The organism is Prevotella sp. P4-119 (assembly GCF_002251345.1).
Taxonomy (GTDB): domain Bacteria; phylum Bacteroidota; class Bacteroidia; order Bacteroidales; family Bacteroidaceae; genus Prevotella.
On record NZ_NPJB01000079.1, the window covers coordinates 24,478 to 46,141 of the forward strand.

19 protein-coding genes and 1 pseudogene are annotated in these 21,664 nt (G+C 46.1%); 12 read left to right on the forward strand and 8 right to left on the reverse strand.

Annotated elements, in window-relative coordinates; all coding sequences use genetic code 11:
• Window positions 1-335: 335 nt before the first annotated feature.
• Together CIK89_RS08555 and CIK89_RS08560 are read right to left on the reverse strand one after the other, a co-directional pair.
• Entirely contained in the window at window positions 336-902 is a 567-nt protein-coding gene (locus tag CIK89_RS08555; RefSeq protein WP_094380541.1) for a 6-carboxytetrahydropterin synthase, read from the reverse strand.
• 5 nt (window positions 903-907) lie between these two features.
• On the reverse strand, window positions 908-1,324 hold the full coding sequence (locus CIK89_RS08560; RefSeq protein ID WP_094390963.1) for a Fur family transcriptional regulator: 417 nt from the start codon (window positions 1,322-1,324) through the stop codon (window positions 908-910).
• 179 nt (window positions 1,325-1,503) lie between these two features.
• On the opposite strand from CIK89_RS08560, the gene CIK89_RS08565 reads away from it, so the two are divergent.
• The 3 genes and pseudogenes from CIK89_RS08565 (at window position 1,504) to CIK89_RS08575 (ending at window position 3,431) form a co-directional block, all read left to right on the forward strand.
• Window positions 1,504-1,824 carry a hypothetical protein gene (locus tag CIK89_RS08565; protein WP_144007386.1) on the forward strand — a complete coding sequence of 107 codons (321 nt, stop codon included), beginning with the start codon at window positions 1,504-1,506 and terminating at the stop codon, window positions 1,822-1,824.
• Window positions 1,825-1,838: 14 nt separating this feature from the next.
• Window positions 1,839-2,006 (forward strand): annotated as a pseudogene (locus CIK89_RS08570) (magnesium chelatase); the annotation flags it as partial.
• 102 nt (window positions 2,007-2,108) lie between these two features.
• Window positions 2,109-3,431 (forward strand): alpha-L-fucosidase, encoded by a 1,323-nt coding sequence (locus CIK89_RS08575; protein WP_094391032.1) that lies wholly within the window; start codon window positions 2,109-2,111, stop codon window positions 3,429-3,431.
• Window positions 3,432-4,121: 690 nt separating this feature from the next.
• Here the strand turns inward: CIK89_RS08575 and CIK89_RS08580 are convergent.
• On the reverse strand, window positions 4,122-5,495 hold the full coding sequence (locus CIK89_RS08580; RefSeq protein ID WP_094390965.1) for an ATP-binding protein: 1,374 nt from the start codon (window positions 5,493-5,495) through the stop codon (window positions 4,122-4,124).
• A gap of 556 nt (window positions 5,496-6,051) precedes the next feature.
• Entirely contained in the window at window positions 6,052-7,713 is a 1,662-nt protein-coding gene (locus CIK89_RS08590) for a nucleoside kinase (protein ID WP_094390967.1), read from the reverse strand.
• An 86-nt stretch (window positions 7,714-7,799) separates the two neighbouring features.
• On the opposite strand from CIK89_RS08590, the gene CIK89_RS08595 reads away from it, so the two are divergent.
• From CIK89_RS08595 to ispG, 6 genes are all read left to right on the forward strand, one after another.
• The gene (locus CIK89_RS08595) at window positions 7,800-9,521 is read left to right on the forward strand and encodes a Na/Pi cotransporter family protein (protein WP_094390968.1); all 1,722 of its coding nucleotides are present in this window, start codon (window positions 7,800-7,802) and stop codon (window positions 9,519-9,521) included.
• A gap of 605 nt (window positions 9,522-10,126) precedes the next feature.
• A complete protein-coding gene (locus CIK89_RS08600; protein WP_094390969.1) occupies window positions 10,127-10,774 on the forward strand; it encodes a hypothetical protein in 648 nt (215 codons plus the stop codon).
• Window positions 10,771-12,288 (forward strand): RNA polymerase factor sigma-54, encoded by a 1,518-nt coding sequence (gene rpoN, locus CIK89_RS08605; RefSeq protein WP_094390970.1) that lies wholly within the window; start codon window positions 10,771-10,773, stop codon window positions 12,286-12,288. Before CIK89_RS08600 ends, rpoN begins: the two co-directional genes overlap by 4 nt.
• A complete protein-coding gene (locus tag CIK89_RS08610; RefSeq protein WP_094390971.1) occupies window positions 12,285-12,905 on the forward strand; it encodes a phosphatase PAP2 family protein in 621 nt (206 codons plus the stop codon). Before rpoN ends, CIK89_RS08610 begins: the two co-directional genes overlap by 4 nt.
• 70 nt (window positions 12,906-12,975) lie before the next feature.
• The gene (gene purE, locus CIK89_RS08615) at window positions 12,976-13,482 is read left to right on the forward strand and encodes a 5-(carboxyamino)imidazole ribonucleotide mutase (RefSeq protein WP_094390972.1); all 507 of its coding nucleotides are present in this window, start codon (window positions 12,976-12,978) and stop codon (window positions 13,480-13,482) included.
• Between the two features lie 27 nt (window positions 13,483-13,509).
• A complete protein-coding gene (ispG, locus tag CIK89_RS08620) occupies window positions 13,510-14,892 on the forward strand; it encodes a (E)-4-hydroxy-3-methylbut-2-enyl-diphosphate synthase (protein WP_094390973.1) in 1,383 nt (460 codons plus the stop codon).
• A 187-nt stretch (window positions 14,893-15,079) separates the two neighbouring features.
• Here ispG and rnc read toward each other — a convergent pair whose 3' ends face one another.
• The 4 genes from rnc to CIK89_RS08640 all read right to left on the reverse strand — a co-directional run bounded on the left by rnc (window position 15,080) and on the right by CIK89_RS08640 (window position 18,905).
• Window positions 15,080-16,120 (reverse strand): ribonuclease III, encoded by a 1,041-nt coding sequence (gene rnc / locus CIK89_RS08625; protein ID WP_094390974.1) that lies wholly within the window; start codon window positions 16,118-16,120, stop codon window positions 15,080-15,082.
• A complete protein-coding gene (gene fabF / locus CIK89_RS08630; protein WP_094390975.1) occupies window positions 16,110-17,372 on the reverse strand; it encodes a beta-ketoacyl-ACP synthase II in 1,263 nt (420 codons plus the stop codon). The genes rnc and fabF overlap by 11 nt, the downstream gene beginning before the upstream one ends.
• Before the next feature lie 110 nt (window positions 17,373-17,482).
• The gene (locus tag CIK89_RS08635; protein WP_094390976.1) at window positions 17,483-17,719 is read right to left on the reverse strand and encodes an acyl carrier protein; all 237 of its coding nucleotides are present in this window, start codon (window positions 17,717-17,719) and stop codon (window positions 17,483-17,485) included.
• Window positions 17,720-17,906: 187 nt separating this feature from the next.
• Entirely contained in the window at window positions 17,907-18,905 is a 999-nt protein-coding gene (locus CIK89_RS08640; protein WP_094390977.1) for an NAD(P)-dependent oxidoreductase, read from the reverse strand.
• Between the two features lie 287 nt (window positions 18,906-19,192).
• Here CIK89_RS08640 and CIK89_RS08645 point away from each other — a divergent pair, with 287 nt between their 5' ends.
• The 3 genes from CIK89_RS08645 to CIK89_RS08655 all read left to right on the forward strand — a co-directional run bounded on the left by CIK89_RS08645 (window position 19,193) and on the right by CIK89_RS08655 (window position 21,648).
• Window positions 19,193-19,795, forward strand: coding sequence for a DUF4254 domain-containing protein (locus CIK89_RS08645; RefSeq protein WP_094390978.1), 603 nt, complete (start codon window positions 19,193-19,195; stop codon window positions 19,793-19,795).
• 8 nt (window positions 19,796-19,803) lie between these two features.
• Window positions 19,804-20,856, forward strand: coding sequence for a glycosyltransferase family 9 protein (locus tag CIK89_RS08650; RefSeq protein ID WP_094391033.1), 1,053 nt, complete (start codon window positions 19,804-19,806; stop codon window positions 20,854-20,856).
• A 186-nt stretch (window positions 20,857-21,042) separates the two neighbouring features.
• Window positions 21,043-21,648: an FKBP-type peptidyl-prolyl cis-trans isomerase gene (locus CIK89_RS08655; RefSeq protein ID WP_094390979.1), complete on the forward strand. Its 606-nt coding sequence runs from the start codon at window positions 21,043-21,045 to the stop codon at window positions 21,646-21,648.
• Window positions 21,649-21,664 lie beyond the last annotated feature (16 nt).

The window sequence follows — 21,664 nt, forward strand, 5'->3', positions numbered from 1 at the left end:
CCCTCTAAACCAATCGGCTTTGCATTGGTTACCTGAGCGAAACGGATGCAAGCCGAGCCAAAAGGTGTTTGAACTGACTATATTGGGAGTATGTAACAGGTATCTAAAAAAAATGGCTGCGGATGCAGGGATTACGAAAAATGTCAGTTTCCATACGAGCCGTCACACAACACAGGTATATGCCGATGTGGTTATGGAAACAAAGGTTGAAGCCATTAGCCGAATTTCAAATTATTTTTCTAACTTGTAAAATACAAGGCTGCGCCGTAAACCTTAATTACGACACAGCCCCATATTTTCATCATTACTTTATTTTATATGCAGCTTTACGTGGATTATTTTTTCCGATAACCACATTTTGGGCATACTCCATCCGCATTGAGGGCGACACCGCAAAGAGGACAACGGTCGATGTTATTCTTTGTGGTAAACTCGGCAGACGCGGCATTCACACCGCTTGTGAAAGTGATCTTAGCGATGTTCAGTTTGTCTTTCAACAAGTCATATACAATCTTAATCATACCTTCCACTGTCATGGTTTCTTTGGTAACAACCAGACGGGCATCGGGGTAAGCCGTTGCCAATTCTGTCTTGAAGGCCTCTCCTTTCATTTTGTTTTGCGGATGACCGTTCTTGATGCCTTGCTTTTCATACACATCAAGAATGGCAGGAAGCAAAGGGTCATCTTCGCGGAGCACCAAGGCATGGTCAAAATTCTTCAACAGGCTCCATGCCACCTTTTGGATTTCATTACAAGGGTACACCATGTTTACACCTTCTTCAACCGTATCTTCCACCTCAATGGTCAGTGTGCCAGTGTGACCGTGAAGATACTGGGCTTCGCCTTGGAAGCCATAGAACCGATGTGCATACTGCAAATCGAAAGTCGTGATACTTCTCATACTTTTTAATTTTTAGTGTTTAACTTTGGATTATTTATCGTTATCTGCACCTGTATTCGACTAATGTCAACCGATGCAAAATTCTTTTCTTTCAAATACTGTCGTATCAATTCCGTAAGCTCTTCATCCATATAATCCATGATGCTCTCTCCCTCGAATATGTGGTGATGCTCTGTCACGGTAATGTCATAATAGCTTTTCCCCACTTCGGGATGGAACACAAGTGACAACAGATTAGCCTTGCAAAACGAATCAAGAATGCGATAGATGGTTGAGATGGTTATCTCATTATCTTTGGATTGCACACACTTGATTATTTCATCAATCGCAGCATGACGCAATTCCATCATAACCTCATAAACCACTTTACGTTGCGGAGTGATTTTTAGGCCTGCGTTCTTTATAATCTCCGTACTTTCCATTCTTCTCGTATTTTGATGTCACAAAGTTAATGAAAATATTTCGCATTTGCAAATTTTTACCAACAAAATTATGTTTTTTTAAGAATAAAGCCGCATTACCTATTTATCTGTTCGAAGATAGTGGCATACTGGTGGGGGGCACATATAATGATGTGGTTCCCGAGTGTTATATTATCACTATGGATGGTCTTGAATCGGAACCTTTCGCCGACGTTGCGTCCTACATTTTTGAGGATATGGGACGCGCCTATGCTGTCGTAAAGAAGCAATACCGCAATACAGACCTCAAAAAACATGTTATCGGACTCAACCTCGTTGAAATACATTCCTTAGATTCTGTCTATCAGAAATTCACCTGGCCCATGTGGGAATGTATAGAGTCTATGCACAATGGAGCAATTCTAATCAAAAAGGCTCGACTAATTAAACAAAAAGTGTTATCTTTGCATTGTGAACATAAACAATGGCCATTCACCTATGTCCTTGATAAATCATCGTAGGCGTAGTGCTAAATGGCATGGAGCGATTGAAACTCTCTGCACGAGCATATAGCAGAATTCTCAAGGTGGCACGCACCATTGCCGACCTTGAAGGATCGGCGCAAGTGCAGCAACAACACATCGCTGAAGCCATCGGTTACCGCAACCTCGACAGAGGTGACTGGGCTGAGCGAGGGATATAAATCACGCCTATAGGGATTTGAAAACCCAAGCAATTATCACACAATAGAAATATGCCGTTCACCAAGCAGAACGGTGGAGCATAACAACTAAACAACTTGATGATGAAAAAACTATTCACAACCGTCATGCTGACGCTGGCATTGACATCGACAATGGCACAACAGACAGTGCAACAGTCGGCAGACTACGTACCTACCAAGGAGAACCTTGAGGCACGCAAACATTTTCAAGACGAGAAATTCGGCATCTTCCTCCACTGGGGACTCTATGCCATGCTTGCCACAGGAGAATGGACCATGCACAACGCAGACTTAAACTACAAGGAATATGCCAAACTCGCAGGCGGCTTCTATCCCTCTCGCTTCAATGCCAAAGAGTGGGTAGAGCAGATCAAGGCATCAGGTGCCAAATATATTTGCTTCACTACCCGCCATCACGAAGGCTTCTCCATGTTCGACACCAAATACTCTGACTATAATGTCGTGAAGGCTACACCATTTAAGCGTGACATCGTGAAAGAACTTGCTGACGAATGTCACCGACAGGGTATTGACATCCACTTCTACTATTCACACATCGACTGGCAACGTGAGGATGCTCCGCTGGGACGTACCGGACACGGCACAGGACGACCCAAGGACAAACAAAATTGGAAGTCGTACTATAAGTTTATGAACAACCAACTCACCGAACTGCTCACCAACTATGGCAAGGTAGGAGCCATCTGGTTTGACGGTTGGTGGGATCAAGACATCAATCCATCATTTGACTGGCAACTGCCCGAACAGTATGCACTCATCCACAGTTTGCAGCCTGCATGCCTCATCGGCAACAACCATCACGTGACTCCATTCCCTGGCGAAGACTTCCAAATGTTTGAGCGCGACCTGCCTGGCGAAAACTCTGCCGGACTCTCCGGACAGTCTATTTCGCAGTTGCCACTTGAAACATGCGAGACAATGAACGGCATGTGGGGCTACAAGATTACCGACCAGAACTACAAATCGACCCATACACTCATTCAATATCTGGTGAAGGCAGCAGGCAAAAATGCCAATCTGCTCATGAATATCGGTCCGCAACCTGATGGTTGTCTGCCAGCTGTTGCGGTGAAACGTCTGAAGGAGATGGGCGACTGGATGAAGGTATATGGCGAAACTATCTATGGCACACGCGGTGGATTTGTTGCACCTCACGACTGGGGAGTGACCACACAGAAAGACAACCGACTGTTTGTGCATATCCTCAACCTGCAAGACAAGGTGCTCTATCTGCCCACTGGCAACAAGCAGATGAAGAAGGCTGTAGATTTTGTCAGTCGTAAGGCGGTGAAGATGCAGAAGTGTCAAGGCGGTGTGATACTCACGCTCGATGCTGTGCCTACAGCTGTTGATCAGGTCATCGAAATAGGATTCATCCAGTAAACGGATTGCTGCTATCAGCAGAAACGACAGTTCATCTGAGATGAATGAATCTAATATATAAGGTTTGCGTGCGTACATACACGTGTACGCACGCACACGCGATGTCGTAAAAATCGACCACTCGACCACCGATATGTCATAACACGCTGTAATATATACGGTTAAATGGGTGGTCGAAAATCTTACAACGGCGTTTTCGACCACACTTCGACCACCCGTGCAACGCCCTGAGGATACCAAACATAAACAATTAACTAACGTCCTGAAAGGACAAAGTAAAGCGTAATCCTATGTCCCTTATAAAATACGATCGTTTATCATCGTTTTTCCAAACCTTGATAATCTTTTTATCCAACGTTGGATAATACTTTTATCAAATATTGGATAATACCTTTACCAAATATTGGATAACACTTTTATCAAATATTGGATAACATCTTTATCAAACGTTGAAAAGACCTTTTTCAAACGTTAGACATTACTTTTGTCAAACGTTAGGTAATACTTATGCCAAACATTGGAAAAACACCTTTGCCAAACGTTGGGTAATACTTTTGCCAAAGGTTTGGAAACGCCTTGGCAAAATATCGGGCAATATCCCGCACATAGTAGGATTGCGCCTTAGCGTAAATTAAAGGTGGAGTCTCGTACGGAGACTCCACCTTTACTGATATCTTACGATGCAGATGCTTATTTGTCTTTCAGTTCCACTACAAAGCGGATGCCATGACGGAACTCGTCGTCAAGACGGAGATGACCGTTGAGTTTATATGCCATCAGACTGCAAGTGGGGAAGGTAAGTCCGTCGTCTTCAGTCAGATCGGCAATCTCGGAGAATGCCTGGAAAAGTGTTTCGCGCTTCTCTTCGGGCAAGGTCATACCCACAGCCGTTACCAAGAAATTACCGGTATGGGGGTTGCGCTTCTTAAACTCAAGGTTGATGCGCTCCACACCATCGGCCTTTACCACCTCTTCTACGATATTGAGCAATATGGTGCGCAAAGCGTCCTCGTTAGTAGCGAAAGAGATGGGTTGGGCAGTACAAGTCACTTCGGTAGTGGACTTGACCATAGCCTTTACCTCTTGGGTGACTTTCTCGCAGAACTGTCCCATATTGTGACTGGTGAGTTCGTAGTGTTCCTCGCGAGTCTGCTCAAGCATCATATAGTTTTCTATGTGTGCGATATAGTTTTGCAAAGCCTTGACCTGTCGTTTGGTATCGCCTTGCTCCATGGCATCGAGTGACGGGCGGATTTGTGCGCTGATATTATTGAGGAACTTGTTTTTCTGCTCGTTATTGCTATTTGCCAAATCGAGGCTGGTCTTCAAGCGCTTGATTTCTCTGACGTTTTTGAACATGACAAAGAGGAAGAAGAGAAGGCCGGCAGCCAGTCCTACACCAATAACTATAAGGATGACGATAAACGCCCATTGCGCAGTAATGGTAGTAGCCTTGGTGCTTATTTCGTCCTGTGCTTCAGCGTATTGTGCTTTGACAGTTTTCAGTTCGTTGACAGCTCTGATGCCTGCAATAGAGTCGGTCCATTCGTCATACATCTTGTTGATGATGCCCGCCATCAAGTCGTTATTGTCTTGTTTGGCTTTGGCAATAAGGTCTTTGAAGCACTTTTCCTTGCCGTTATCATCCTTGCCTTTTGCATTCATGGTGAAGATCTCCTTATAGCATACAGTAGCCAAAGGTGCGTTGCCAGTAGTACGTGCAAAGGCAGCCTTCTTCATGAGCATGTCTTCAATGACATCTTTTTTCTTGCTGGCACGCGCATAGTTTTCCATCAGCGCCATTTGAGCTTTACGTTCTGCCGACTTGTTCAGACGGGTGTAGAGGCGGAAGCGTTCGTTGCTGACAAGATAATGCAAATCGGGATTGCCGGCTCCAAGCATGGCATCGAGAGCTCTGCATGTGGCAAAAGCCTCTCGCCAGAGATGGTTTTCTGACTGTCGGATGCTGGTCTGTACACCGTTTTCTACGGTTTGTCGCAGGTTTTGTGCGACCGTTGTGAGTGTGCTGCAAGCAACTAGTAGGGCAAGGATTAACTTTTTCATAATCTGACAGGTGTTTAGGTTATCTTATGCAAAGGTAGTAAATGATATTCAAAAACGAAACACATCTGCTGTTTTTTTCGTCTATTTTTCACCTTTTTTCGTTGTTTTCAATAGTTTCTTTGGATTGAAAGACCATGCTCATTTCCTTTGTGTCATACTTGACAGGGCAACAAGGCCCTAAGAGGAAGGCCATAATTCCTTTCCTTATTATCTTACGCACGCGTACATTATTATATAAGTAGGACGATTCGCTGTGGATGACCGACTGTTGAATGGCATTTCTTTCAAACATCAACAAGACCTTTTGCCCAATATTGTATAGAAAAGAGAGTATATGGCTTCGGGATGCGTTCGGGATGCGTTCGGGATGTGTCTTACTCATATTGGTGGTCGATGGGTGGTCGAAAACGCAGCAATTAAGCCATCGACCACCACCATAATGCCATATCTCTCAAAGGATTACATCATAGTGGTGGTCGTGTGGTCGAAATATTTCTGAAAACTAAATTTTCTGTATGTCAGCTGGTACGCTATCCTACCCGCTGGGAATGATGCATCAGTATTCAAACGAACTGCCGCCAAGAAACTCGCGAAGTAGCGATGTGGGCGGTATCTGGTCTTCCTTGATGGTGTGGATGTAGCGCAGAAACTTCATCAATCTATATGCCTCGGCATGCTCTTCGCAGTTTTCAGGCACCTGTTCCAACAAGGGCAACGCCTGATTCTTCAGTACTGCCAGTTCGAAAAGCATGGCAGAATTGAACATGGCATCGGCATTTTCCTGATAAGGGAATATCCAGCGGTTCTCACCCCGGCGTACCGAAGGCCAACGACGGATGGTGTCGCATGCCGATACCCCACGGTATTTATAGTCGCGAACGATACGGCGCAACAGGCGGTTGTCGGTAGTCGGTATGTAATTGTGCGTGTCGAGCAGGATGGTGGTCAATGCCGAAGCATAGACACGGAATATCTGATCGTTGGGGATAGATGCTGTCAGTTCGGGATTGAGCGCATGGATTCCTTCCAAGACAAGTACCTCGTTGCCCTGAAGTCGTAGGCGACGACCGCTTTTTTCACTTCTGCCCATCTGGAAATTATAGCGTGGCAGTTCCACCTCTTCGCCTCTGAACAGGGCATTCATCTGCTCGTTGAGCAAAGGAATGTTGAGTGCATGCAGATGTTCGTAGTCGTAGTCGCCAGTCTCATCGCGCGGTGTCTGTTCGCGGTTCACGAAGTAATCGTCGAGCGAAATGCCAATGGGATGGATGCCGTTGACCGCCAGTTGTACCGAAAGGCGCTTGCAGGTGGTGGTCTTACCGCTCGATGAGGGACCGGCTATGAGCACCATCTTCACATTCTTCCGTTTGGCAATCTCATCGGCTATCTGCGCTATCTTCTTCTCTTGCAGCGCCTCGCTCAGTTGGATGAGTCCGTTCGACTTCCCCTCTTCCACCGCTTTGTTCAGGTCGCCAATGGTACTGATGCCGAGGATGTCCTGCCAATGGTGGTGCTCCATAAAGATGTCGAACATCTTGTCCTGACGCACCAGTTCGCCCAAGCGTGACGGATCTTGTGGTGACGGCACGCGCAGAAGGATTCCGCCGAAATACGGTTCGACGCCGAAAAGTGTCAGTTGCTCGGTATTGGTGAGCATCGAGCCATAGTAATAATCCGCATAGCCATCTATCTCATAATAGGTGGTATAGAGCGATCCCAACCCTTCAAGGAGCTTCACCTTCGATACGGTTCCCATCTCACGAAACATGCGGATGGCATCTTCGGTTGTTGCCTGATGGCGATGAATGGGGATGGCAGCAGCCACAATCTCCTGCATGCGCTTTCTAATGGCAGCCACATCAGCGTCGGTCACCTGATGCCCGATATGCAAATCGCAATGGTAGCCATTGCTCACAGGCACATTGATAACCACATGTCCCGTGCCGTAAAGGTCGTGGACAGCCTTACAAAGCACAAAAAACAAACTGCGAGTATATGCTCTTAGCGCAGAAGGATGGCGGAGACTGAGAAACTCCACATCCTTACAATTATACACGCGATAGTGCATTCCCTCTATCTTATTGTTAACACGTGCACTTATCGGACCGTACTCCATGGTAAGGCCCGAAAAAGAAAAAATATCAGAAAGTGTACTTCCGATGCTTACATTTAATATTTTTTTATTATTTTTGCAACGGATTTGAACCATTTGTTCCATAGGCATATTGTTTGCATTAGTCGTGGACAAAGTTAGTGAATATATTTAGAATACAATAAGAATTTAAACTTTTTAAACTTCCAAGTATGTCAATTTGGATTCTTTTCAAGCTTTTGGGATCACTTGCCCTGCTGATGTTCGGTATGAAATCAATGAGTGAGGCGCTCCAAAAAATGGCAGGACCGCAATTGCGACATGTCCTCGGTGCCATGACCACCAATCGTTTTATGGGTATGACCACTGGTATGCTTGTCACGGCAAGTGTACAGTCGAGCACCGCTACAACTGTGATGACCGTTTCGTTTGTAAACGCTGGTCTGCTGACTTTGGCACAGGCTATCTCAGTTATTATGGGTGCTAATATTGGAACAACCCTGACGGCGTGGATTATGTCGGCAGGGTTTTCTTTTAATATCACCGACTTCGTCTATCCGGCTTTCTTTTTCGCCATTATCCTCATCTATTCGAAGAAAAAGCGCTTCATAGGCGACTTCGTGTTTGGTATTGCCTTCATGTTCCTCGGTCTCGGCACACTCCGACAGACCGGTATAGACATGCACCTCGGAGAAAACCAAGCCGTGCTCGACTTCTTCGCATCGTTCGATCCCAACGCATTCAGCACCACACTCATCTTCCTGCTCCTTGGAGGTGTGCTTACCTTCTGTGTACAGTCGTCGGCTGCTGTCATGGCTATCACCATGATTCTCTGTTCGAGCGGAGTATTGCCCATCTACCAGGGTATCGCACTCGTCATGGGTGAGAACATCGGTACCACAGTCACCTCAAACTTGGCTGCCATGTCTGCCAACACACAGGCGCGGCGTGCAGCACTTGCACACATGTTCTTCAACGTCTTCGGTGTGATATGGATACTCTTCGTATTCCGTCCTTTCGTCGATATGGTCTGCGGACTCGTTGGCTACGATGTGGATATGGACCGCGCCACTACCACAGCCAAGGCTTTTCTTGCCAATTCCGCCAAACTCAGTTTTGTGCTGGCTGCCTTCCACACCTGCTTCAATGTTGTCAATACCGCTATCCTCATCTGGTTTATCCCACAAATCGAACGCTTCGTATGCTGGGTGATCAAGCCTAAGAAAGTGGATGAAGAGGAGGACTTCCGTCTGCACTTCATTACTGCTGGCTTCATGAAGACTCCGGAGCTCTCGGTATTGGAGGCTCAAAAGGAGATACAGCAGTTTGCCATCCGCATACAGCGCATGTTCGGTTTGGTCAAAGAACTGTTGGTGGAGAAAGACGAGAAGACATTTAATAAGATGTACTCGCGTATAGAGAAGTATGAAGGAATATCCGACAACATGGAATTGGAAATTGCACAATACCTCGATGAAGTGTCGGACGCTCATCTCTCTGACGATACCAAAGCTAAAATCCGTGCGATGCTGCGCGAAATATCAGAGATTGAAAGTATCGGCGACGCTTGCTACAACATTGCACGCACCATCTCTCGCAAATATCAGGGCAAGCAAGACCACTTCAATCAAAAGCAGTATGAGCACATTTTCCAAATGATGGAACTCACAGACCAAGCCCTGACGCAGATGAATGCGCTAATGGCTGGCAGAAAAGTATCGTACGATGTCAACCGTTCGTTCAACATCGAGAACGAAATCAATAATTACCGCAATCAGTTGAAATCGCAAAACATCAACGACGTGAACAACCATGCATACACCTATGCCGTGGGCACCATCTATATGGATATCATCAACGAATGTGAGAAATTAGGCGACTATGTGGTCAACGTAGTTGAAGCACGCATGGGTACACGTCAAAAAATTGCATAAAAATGCAATTTTAACATTGATGTAACATTTATTTGTATTTTTTTAATCAAATTTGCCACGGATTTATATAACAAACAACAAGTATAACAAAAAACTACTTCTTCTGATGGTTATGAGTGTTGACTTCAACACTCACCATCATGGCTCAGATCACTACCTCCGCCCTTAGCGGTAAGGTAACGACGCAAGACACGAAGGAGGAGGTGATTGGTGCTACGGTACTGGCGAAGTATATATCTATGGTACACTCGATAAGAAGGGTAATACTAAGAACTTTGCAAGTCTCGGTATCGAAGAAGGTGACGAAATTACCGTTATCGGTTACAAGACATCGTTCAACAACAAGCCACAAATGGGTGGTGCATTCTATTTCGAACCTAAGAAATAATCAGACTATACAAGTCATATATCAAGGGGAACTCCTATCGGGGTTCCCCTTTTTATTTATCCGCCAATCGGTTCTTTGATAAAGAAATGACCGATTTGTAATTAACTAATATCGCGAAGGTGAATAATATCACGGAAATAACCAAATTGCGAACCGATTATTTTGCACTTTCACCATTATTCGCTAACTTTGCACAAAAAGCAAAAGCTATAAGGCCATGGCAAAGAATCAGAACTGGAAAGACGACTGCTGGGTGTTGCTCATACAACTATACCAAAAGAAGCCGGCAGGGCTCAAACCCCTGTACTGCAAGGCTATGGTGGATCTCAGCCTCGAACTACACGTTCCGCCACAAACACTCCATCAGAAGATGAAGCAACTGGAAAGCCTCGACACGCCCCGTATCCAACAACTATGGCAACACTATGCCAACAACCCACAACGTCTGAACCGAGCAGTAAAGTTGCTGAGACGAATGGCAGGATTCGGCAATAGTGGCGAATTCTACGAAGGGGTGGAACTGCAAGAGTCGTTTGAACACGATTTCAGACCCATTGAAGGTGATAGTCAACTGATGCCTGTCACACTCATCATCATTCTCGACCTATATTTCAGACTGACACCCATCACCATGGTTCCAGAAACTCCAGAAATACAAGACCTGGCCCGACTAATGCACATGTCTGCAGCAAAGATTGCTGACATCATGGAAGTATATCAACACTGCGACCCCTATCTCAATAGAAATGAGATGCTCTTTAGTCCCATCTTCCCTGCTTGTCAGGATATATGGCAGAGATACGGCAATAGCGATACCGAACAACTGGCTACGCTGGCCGAACAACTCAAGGCGTATTACCGATGAAACAAGAACAGACACAAGAACAACAACTGTCACAATCGCTCCGGCAAACCCAGAGCATCACACAGCAACAGTTGCTCCAAGCGCAACTCACAGAGATGCCTATGGCGCAACTCATGGAACGCATACGCACTGAAATGGACGATAATCCTGCGCTGGAATCATCGGGCACCGATGAAGAGAACGATTGGCACGACGATGAACCATCAGACACCGATACTGATACCAACGAAGACTACGAACAACGCAACGAGCGCGAAGAGCGGAACGATGCGCTCGATGCCGCTTTAGAACGCATTGGATGCGATGATGAAGACCTTCCCGTATATCACAGCGGACCATCTTATGACGAGGAACGCGAAGAGATGGTCTATGGCGAAACTCTCTCTTTCTATGATCAGCTCAAGGAACAAGTGGGGCTCTTGCCACTTGATGAGCGCCAACGATATATCATGGAATACATCATTGGCTCACTCGACGAAGACGGACTACTGAGAAAAACGCTCGATAGCATAGCCGACGAACTGGCTATCTACCACAACATTGATACCAATGAACACGAATTGCAAAAGCTCTTGGAGATGCTCCAAGACTTTGACCCCGCTGGTATTGGTGCACGCTCATTGCAAGAATGTCTGCTCTTACAAATCAAAAGACGTGAACCATCGCGGCTGACCACTCTAATGGAACAAGTGGTCAACAACCACTTCGAAGATTTTACCAAGAAGCACTGGCAACAAATCAGACAAAGCTTGCAATTGACAGAGATGCAAGTCGATACACTCATGGCAGAGATGCGCAAACTCAACCCCAAACCTGGTGCATCAATGGGCGAAGCCGTAGGGCGTTCACTCCAACAAATCACACCCGATTTCATCATCGATACACAGGACGACGGTACCGTGACCTTCCAACTCAATACTGGAGAATTGCCAGAACTGCATGTATCACCATCGTTTTCCGAAACACTCAATCAATATCAGACCAACAAAGAAAATATGAGCCGCCAAATGAAGGAAGCGCTGCTCTATACTAAAAAGAAAGTGAATGCCGCTCATAGTTTCATAGAAGCTATCAAGAGCAGACGCCGCACACTCACCATGACTATGAATGCCATTATACAATGGCAGCATCGCTATTTCGAAGAAGGCGACGAGGCACTGCTACGACCTATGATTCTCAAGGATATTGCGGAAAAGACAGGTCTCAACCTCACCACCATCTCCAGAGCCTGCAACGGTAAATATGCACAAACACGATGGGGCACTTTCCCCCTTCGCCACTTCTTCACCGAAAGCTATACCACTGCTGAAGGTGACCAACTCTCCACTCGGCAACTTAAGATGATTCTGCACGACCTCATAAACAGCGAGGATAAACAGCAACCACTGAGCGATGATGCACTCTGCAAACTGCTCGCAAAGAAGGGCTACCCCATAGCACGACGTACCGTGGCAAAATACCGCGAACAACTTGGACTGCCTATAGCACGACTGAGAAAGGAGGAGAAAAAATGAAAAACGAAAAGCGCCTCATCATCGCTGCACGTGCGGTAAGCCTATTCTTCACACCATTCTATTTGCCCATCGTAGGCATGCTTGTACTTTTCACCTTCAGTTTCATGAGCATCTTCCCTACTGCCTATAAATTGCAGGTACTGGCAATGGTCTATTTCTTCACGATTCTGATGCCAACCATATCCATTCGACTCTACCGCAAATACCAAGGATGGACACTCATCGAACTAGGCCAACGTGAACGGCGCATGGTGCCCTATGCTCTATCGATAGCCAGCTATTTCGCTTGTTACTATCTCTTCCTTCGGCTTCACATGCCACATTTCATCGGTTCCATCCTTTTGGCAGCACTCTGCGTACAGATGATATGTGCGCTTATCAATGTAGTATGGAAGATATCTACCCACTCGGCAGCAATCGGAGCCGTAGGCGGTGCACTATTTGCCTTTGCCGAATATCTGGCATTCAATCCCATATGGTGGCTCTGCCTGGTATTCCTTGTCGGAGGAATCGTGGGCACCTGTCGCATGATATTACGACAGCACTCTCTCGGACAGATAGTAGGAGGATTCTGGATTGGCTTCTTTGTAGCAGCCATCATCATTCTCTTCATCTAACGAATCACAATAGATTATAACATACAGACAACAACATCGTTTAACAACAACAAGACATACAAATACGATTATGAAACCAATTGTCAGCATCATCATGGGCAGCACAAGCGATTTGCCCGTTATGGAAAAAGCATGTAAACTACTCGACGAGATGCAAATTCCCTTTGAGGTCAATGCGCTGTCGGCACACCGTACCCCTGACGCAGTAGAGGCATTTGCTGCAGGGGCTAAGGAGCGCGGTCTGAAAGTGATTATCGCAGCTGCCGGAATGGCGGCTGCACTACCGGGCGTCATCGCAGCATCAACCACACTCCCCGTTATCGGAGTGCCCATCAAAGGTATGCTCGACGGACTCGATGCCATGCTCTCCATCATACAGATGCCCCCAGGAATCCCTGTAGCAACAGTAGGTGTCAACGGTGCACAGAACGCAGCTATCTTAGCTGTAGAAATGCTTGCACTCTCCGATGAAGCCATTGCCAAGCGCCTGGCAGACTATAAGGCTGGACTGAAAGCCAAGATAGAGAAAGCTAACCGCGATTTGGCCGAAGTGAAATACGAATATAAAACCAACTGAAGCACTGCTTCACCAATCCATAAGAAGATGAGTTACAAACGAAGAGTATCATCCATTGCCCACGTAGGACAGCTCGGCATCGGAGGCGATAACCCTATCCGCATCCAGTCGATGGCCACCAAAGACACCAACGATACCGAAGGTTGCGTGGCACAAGCCAAACGCATCATCGATGCAGGAGGTGAGTTGGTGCGCTTCACTACACAGGGAACACGTGAAGCCGAGAATATGAAAAACATATCTCAACGGCTGAAAGCCGATGGCTATACAGCTCCATTGGTAGCTGATGTACATTTCACAGCCCGTGTAGCCGATGTGGCAGCATGCTACTGCGAGAAAGTTCGCATCAATCCCGGCAACTATGTTGACCCTGGCAGAGTCTTCAAACATCTCGAATATACCGATGCAGAATATGCCGATGAACTAAAAAAAATAGAAGCCAAACTAGTGCCGTTCCTCAATATCTGTAAAGAGCACCATACTGCCGTACGCATAGGAGTAAACCATGGTTCGCTCAGCGATCGCATCATGTCGCGCTATGGCGACACTCCCGCAGGTATCGTAGAAAGTTGCATGGAGTTTATGCGCATCTGCAAACGTGAGAACTTCAACGATGTGGTCATATCCATCAAAGCCAGCAATACTGTGGTCATGGTTACTACGGTACGCCTCTTGGTGGAAACCATGGACCATGAAGACATGCACTATCCACTGCATCTCGGTGTTACCGAAGCTGGAGAAGGCGAAGACGGACGCATCAAGAGTGCCGTAGGTATTGGTGCCTTGCTGACAGAGGGCATTGGCGACACCATCCGTGTATCACTCAGCGAAGAACCAGAATGTGAAATTCCTGTAGCACGCCAACTTGTAGATAACATCGAAGCATGTGCTATTCTGCGTGAGAAAGCCGAGGCTTCCATCGCCGATGATACCATCACCATCACCTTGGATGATGAAGATTGGCAGACCATGCAACTCAAAGTCGCCATGACAACAGGAGCCTTACTCATCGACCGTAAAGCTCATCAACTTGTCATCAACAATCCCCACTTCTCAGCAGAACGTCTCGTAGGTCTGGCAGATGCTATTCTGCAGGCTGCACGCATTAAGTTTACCAAGACAGAATACATCTCTTGTCCGGGTTGCGGACGCACACTCTACAATCTACAAGACACCATTGCCCGCATTAAAGCAGCAACCAGTCATCTGGTAGGACTAAAGATTGGCATCATGGGATGTATCGTCAATGGTCCTGGTGAAATGGCAGATGCCGATTATGGCTATGTGGGTGCAGGACGTGGAAAGATATCACTCTACCGACAAAAAGAGTGTGTAGCAAAGAATATCCCTGAGGCTGAAGCCGTAGAACGCCTATTACAACTGATTGACGATGATCGAAAAAAACAATAATATCAGTTATTCGCATGGTGTGGCAACAATCGGTAAAGCCTACAGACTATTCCATTTTGTCGTTTGACGATAAGGGCTAAAGGGCCCAATAACATCTAGCAGATGACATACACACCACTTCTATACAAATTGACAAAGCCCTGCTTCCAGATATAGAAAGCAGGGCTTTGTCAGATATCAGTATCACTTATTCAGCAAAGGCAGCTTCCTCTGCTTCGGCAATAATCTCCTCACGGCTCTTTGCCCGTGGTGTTGCAGTAATATCATCAAGTGAAAAATCCATATCATGACGGTCTGCCGACTGGTTATCATTAGCCGATACATTCTTCTGCTGTGATTTCTGTGGACGAGGAAAATCTCTTTCTGTAGTTTGAGGCTGCTCCACAATAAAATCACGCTGATCTGCTTCTGGATCAGGTACAGAGAGTATCGGTTCCTCCTCCATCTTTGTACGTTCCGTCTTTGCAGCAAACACGCTGTCTATGAATTGTGGCTCGCGACGCAAACGCTGTAGCGTATCCTTGCAGGCATTCTGCTGACTCTCTTTTTTACTGTATCCTTTACCCGCACAACCTTCTACACCTTCAAGTATCACCTGATAGACAAAGACAGGACTGCTATTCTCATCTTTCGTCTGTTCCACTTGTTTAAACTCCAGCCGCACACGGTTTTTCTGACTCCATTCCAACAGTTTCGACTTGAAATTGACCTCCTTATAGGCCACTTTATCGATGTTGATAATCTGGTTGAGGATACGCTTCTGCATGAAACGCATGCAGGCTTCATAGCCGCGGTCGAGATAAATCGCACCGACAAGGGCCTCGAAAGCGTTTCCCCCCATGTAACTGTTATGAACTGTAGAGCGGTCAGACGTAGTGATCAGCCGAGTGATACCCATCTCTTTGGCCAATCGTCCGAGTGTTTCGCGCTGTACGAGTTTAGAGCGAGTATTAGTAAGAAATCCCTCGCGCTTGCCTTCAAAATGACGAAATACGATATCGCCCACCACAGCATCAAGTATGGCATCACCCAAAAATTCGAGGCGCTCATTATTCAAAGGACGTCCTTTCTCATTTCGGCGACGCAGACTCTTGTGTAGAAGAGCCTGCTTATAGAGCTGTATGTTGCGAGGATAAAATCCTAGAATTTTGTATAAAGAAGAATAAAGCTCCTTCTCCTTGCGGAAAGGGAGCCTTATTCTATCTATGAAATTATAATTATTCAGCATACTTCTTGAACACTACACAAGCGTTGTGACCACCAAAACCGAAGGTATTGCTCAGTCCGGCACGCACTTCGCGCTTCTGTGCTTTGTTGAAGGTGAAGTTGAGGTTGTAGTCAATCTCTTCATCGTTATCGCCTTCCTCATGGTTGATAGTGGGAGGAACGATGTCGTTCTTGACAGCCAATACGGTAGCCATAGCCTCTACAGCACCTGCTGCACCAAGGAGGTGACCAGTCATCGACTTGGTACTGCTGATGTTGAGCTTATAAGCAGCATCGCCAAACACTTCCTTGATAGCCTTGGCTTCAGAGATATCACCTACGTGGGTAGATGTTCCGTGTACGTTGATATAATCGATATCTTCAGGATTCAAGCCTGCATCCTCCAATGCGTTGCGCATCACGAGGCATGCACCGAGACCCTCTGGATGAGAGGCGGTGATGTGGTGAGCATCGGCGCTCATTCCTGCACCAACCATTTCTGCATAAATCTTAGCACCACGTGCCTTAGCATGTTCGAGCTCTTCAAGAATCAAGCAACCAGCACCTTCAGCCATGATGAATCCATCGCGACTTGCGCTGAACGGACGGCTTGCCTTTTCAGGTTCATCGTTGCGAGTTGACAGAGCGTGCATCGCATTGAAACCACCAACACCTGTTGCACAGATAGCAGCCTCAGCACCACCACTTACGATAATGTTGGCCTTGCCCAAACGGATAAGGTTGAAAGCATCAGCCAATGCATTGCTTGAAGAAGCACAAGCCGAAGCAGTGATATAGTTTGGTCCGTGGAAACCGTACATAATAGAAATCTGTCCGGCAGCAATATCGGCAATCATCTTCGGAATGAAGAATGGATTGAATTTAGGACCATCAGCCTCGTGAACACCATAGTATTTCACTTCATCCTCGAAGGTCTTAATACCACCGATACCTACTCCATAAACAACGCCAATGCGGTTTTTGTCTTCGGTATCAAGGTCCATTGCACTGTCTTCCACAGCCTGTTTAGCAGCAATAAGAGCCAGCTGTGTGTAACGATCCATCTTACGAGCCTCTTTACGATCAAGATAATCATTGATGTTAAGGTTCTTCACTTCGCACGCAAACTTAGTTTTGAAGTTTGTGGTATCGAAGCTGGTAATGGGGGCTGCGCCACTCTTTCCCGCCAGCATGTTCTGCCAGGTCTCCTCAGAAGTGTTGCCCAGTGGCGTGACGGCACCGAGTCCAGTCACTACTACTCTTTTCAATTCCATATTTTAGATTTGGTTGTCTTAGTGATGTCCTATTACTGAATGGGTGTTGAACATTGGCCACCAAAAGGTACGCCAACACCCAACACCCAAAAGTCCATCACAGATGTGATTTATTTTTTGTTCTCCTCGATGTATGCGATAGCATCACCTACAGTGCCAATCTTCTCAGCCTTGTCGTCGGGGATAGAGATACCGAACTCTTTCTCAAATTCCATGATGAGCTCAACGGTATCCAAAGAATCAGCGCCGAGGTCGTTGGTGAAACTTGCTTCGGGCTTTACTTCTGCCTCGTCAACACCGAGCTTGTCAACGATGATTTCCTTTACTTTGCTTTCAATTTCTGACATAATGTTCTTTTTAAAATAGTTTATAATGTATTCTTTTTTTGTGTGCTTACTACCCCATAGGGCACTTAGCGGTTGCAAAGTAACTAATTTTTATTGAGTTACGCAAATAATTTCGGTAAAAAAGCGCTTTTCTTTGCACAAATACCTATAATCTGTGCACTTTTTAGCCCCTTTTCTGCATATTTTTTCAGATTTTTTCACGTCTAAGTGGGTAATTATTGCGCAAAGATTCAAACAGCGAAGGATCGTTTTTAAGTTTTTCACTATCCTTGATGGGGTTGTAAAGCTGTAAAGGATCACCTGTGAAATGAAAACCGTCAGGTAGAGACGGAGGGTCTATACGACCGGGATTGGGCAAATGGAAATGATGACAAAGAGCTTGAATTACCATATTATCAGCATTAGTCTTGCCATCTGCAGAGTAGCCTGCAATATGTGGAGTGGCAATAAAAGCCTGTTTCAGGAGTTGGAGATTGATATCAGGTTCACCCTCCCATACATCGATAACCGCATCGCGCACTCGCTTTTCACACAATGCTGTCAACAGAGCGTTATTATCAACCACAGGCCCACGACTTGTATTAATTATATAAGGTACGCGCGAGAGCCTTTGGAAGAACGCTTCATCTGCCATATGCCATGTAGCATAACATCCTTCGCGGGTAAGTGGCACATGGAAAGTGATGACATCTGCCTCCCGCTCTATCACGTCTAACGACACATAGTCTGAGGAGCCCACTGGCGGATCGCATACCAAGACACGCATACCCATGCGTTCAGCTACGTTCTTCACTTTCTGTCCCACATGTCCACATCCCACGATACCGATAGTGGCACTATTGAGTTGAAGTCCTTTCTGTTGTTGAAGCAAAAGAAGTGACGATTCGAGATACTGTGCGACCGAGGCAGAATTGCATCCTGGACAACTGGTCCATGTTATGCCTGCACGCTCCATATAATCGGCATCAATATGATCAAATCCTATGGTTGCAGTGGCAACAAAAGTCACTTTCGAACCAGCCAACAGTTTTTCATCACATCGCGTACGAGTTCTCACTATAAGTGCATCAGCATCTTTCACATCGGCAGACGCTATTTTTGCTCCGGGAATAGCCACCACTTGGTCGGCCAGCATCTGGAGTTTCTCGCGGATATAGGGTATTTTATCGTCAACAACTATTTTCATAATTGGATGCAAAGATAATGAATCGGGAAGGAAAAGAGAAAAAAATCACGGTTTTCTTTTGTATTTCACTCACTTATTCTACACCTTTGCCGCCATGCGCCCAAGGTACTCACGTTCGGAAATGCAAAAGAAAACGAGGTTTTCTTTTGTATTTCACTCACTTATTCTACACCTTTGGCGCTATGCGCCCAAGGTACTCACGTTCGGAAATGCAAAAGAAAACGAGGTTTTCTTTTGTATTTCACTCACTTATTCGTACCTTTGCACCAAACAAAAAAATATAGACTATGACATTTACTGAAAAAGCTAACCAAATCTTCAAGCAAGCTATTCGTGACTATCACTTGAAAGATCATGTGGACACGCCCATTTCTAATCCTTACGAGCGCGACTCTATTGAGTATAGCCTGTATCTGAAATGCTGGATTGATACCGTACAGTGGCATCTGGAAGATATCATCCGCGATCCACACATCGACCCAACAGAGGCACTGGCTCTGAAGCGTCGCATCGACCACAGCAATCAAGACCGCACCGATTTGGTAGAGGAAATCGACTCTTACTTCCGTAAGTTATATAGTGACATCAAGCCTTTGACCGACGCACGACTGAACACAGAGAGTCCAGCATGGGCCATTGACCGTCTTTCCATTCTGGCTTTGAAGATCTGGCACATGCAAGAACAGACCGAACGCAAGGATGCTGACGTTGCCCATGTAGAGAAGTGTCAAGCCAAGCTGCAGGTTCTTCTTGAACAGCAGGTGGATCTCAGCACAGCCATCGACCAGTTGCTCGAAGACATTGAGCAGGGTCGCAAGTACATGAAGGTATATCGCCAGATGAAGATGTACAACGATCCTTCTACCAACCCTATTCTCTACAAGAAATAATTCAATTGGTGAAAAAGGAACATCTTCTCGTCATCCGATTCTCTGCATTAGGCGATGTGGCCATGACAGTGCCCGTCGTCTATGCATTGGCACAGCAATATCCTGATGTGCGCATTACGGTATTGAGCCGTAACTTTGCACGTCCTTTATTCGATGATCTGCTACCCAACATCAATTTTATGGAGGCTGACCTCAAACGCGAATACCGCGGTATCACTGGTTTGAACAGTCTCTACCGCCGTTTGTTGGCCAAACAGTTTACAGCCATTGCCGACCTTCACAGCGTACTGAGGTCAAGTTATCTGCGCATGCGCTTCAATCTGGACCATTATAAAGTGGCACACATTGACAAACATCGCAAAGACCGCCGTCGCATCACCTCTTCAAGCAATAAGCAACTGATTCAGTTGCCTACTTCATTCCAAAACTATGCTGATGTATTTGCCCGCTTGGGCTATCCCGTCAACGTACAGTTCCGCTCCATTTTTTCAGAAGATGGTGGTGACATGAATCTTTTGCCAGAGAGTCTTCCCCGTCCCACTGTCGGTCAACCGTGTATCGGCATTGCACCTTTTGCCGCACACGAAGGCAAAATCTATCCAGTTCGATTAATGGAACAGGTAGTAGAGCAATTGCTTGCCAAACATCCTGATACTCGCATCTATTTATTTGGCAAAGGCCAGCGCGAAGACGAAACATTCCCGAAATGGTGTGCTGCCCACCCCCAGTGTGTGTATGTAAGCCAACATTTGAATAATCTGCGCGACGAACTCATCTTAATGAGCCACCTCCAAGTAATGGTATCCATGGATTCTGCCAATATGCACTTGGCATCGCTGGTAGCCACACCCGTAGTAAGCGTATGGGGCGCCACTCATCCTTTTACTGGTTTTATGGGTTGGAATCAGAACCCAGAGAATGCCATCCAGATAGCGTTGGAGTGCCGTCCATGTAGCATCTACGGCCAGAAACCATGCTTACGAGGTGACTATGCTTGCATGCGCAACATCGCACCAGAGCAGATTGTCAACCGCGTAGAACTGATTCTGAACAAGCATTAAATCCCGTTTACGGATAGTTCTGCCAGCTATTTCCATGTAGCACTATCCGTCAATGGCTTTTCTTGATATGAGAAAAACCATGAAACACTATAATTTTTCATAAAAAAATAATGCGGTATCAGAAAATATGTGTACCTTTGCGCCGATTTTAAAACAGATACATTAATAATATTATAAAGACAAAAAATGGATAAAGTAAGTTACGCTATGGGCATCGGTATCGGCATGCAGCTGAAGCAGATGGGTGCCACAGACATGAACGTTGACGACTTTGCAGCAGCCATCAAAGACGTGCTTGCAGGCAACGAACTGAAGGTACCAAACCACGAAGCGCAGCAAATTGTGCAAGATTACTTCATGGCACAAGAGAAGAAACTCAACGAACAGCGCGCCGCACAAGGCAAGATTGCCAAAGAAGCAGGTGAGAAATATCTGGCAGAAAACGCAAAGAAAGACGGTGTGGTTACACTGCCCAGCGGTCTGCAATATCAAGTTATCAAGGAAGGTAACGGTAAAAAGCCATCTGCCAAAGACACAGTACGCTGCCACTATGAGGGATTTCTCATCGATGGCACAGTTTTCGACTCATCAGTACAGCGTGGTGAACCCGCAGAATTCGGTTTGCAGCAGGTGATTGCCGGATGGACCGAAGGTCTGCAGCTGATGCAGGAAGGAGCTAAATACCGCTTCTTCATACCTTATATGCTGGGATATGGTGAGAGTGGAGCAGCAGGTGCTATTCCCCCATTTGCAGCACTTATTTTCGATGTAGAGCTCATCAAGGTGCTCTAAACCAAACAGAAATGAT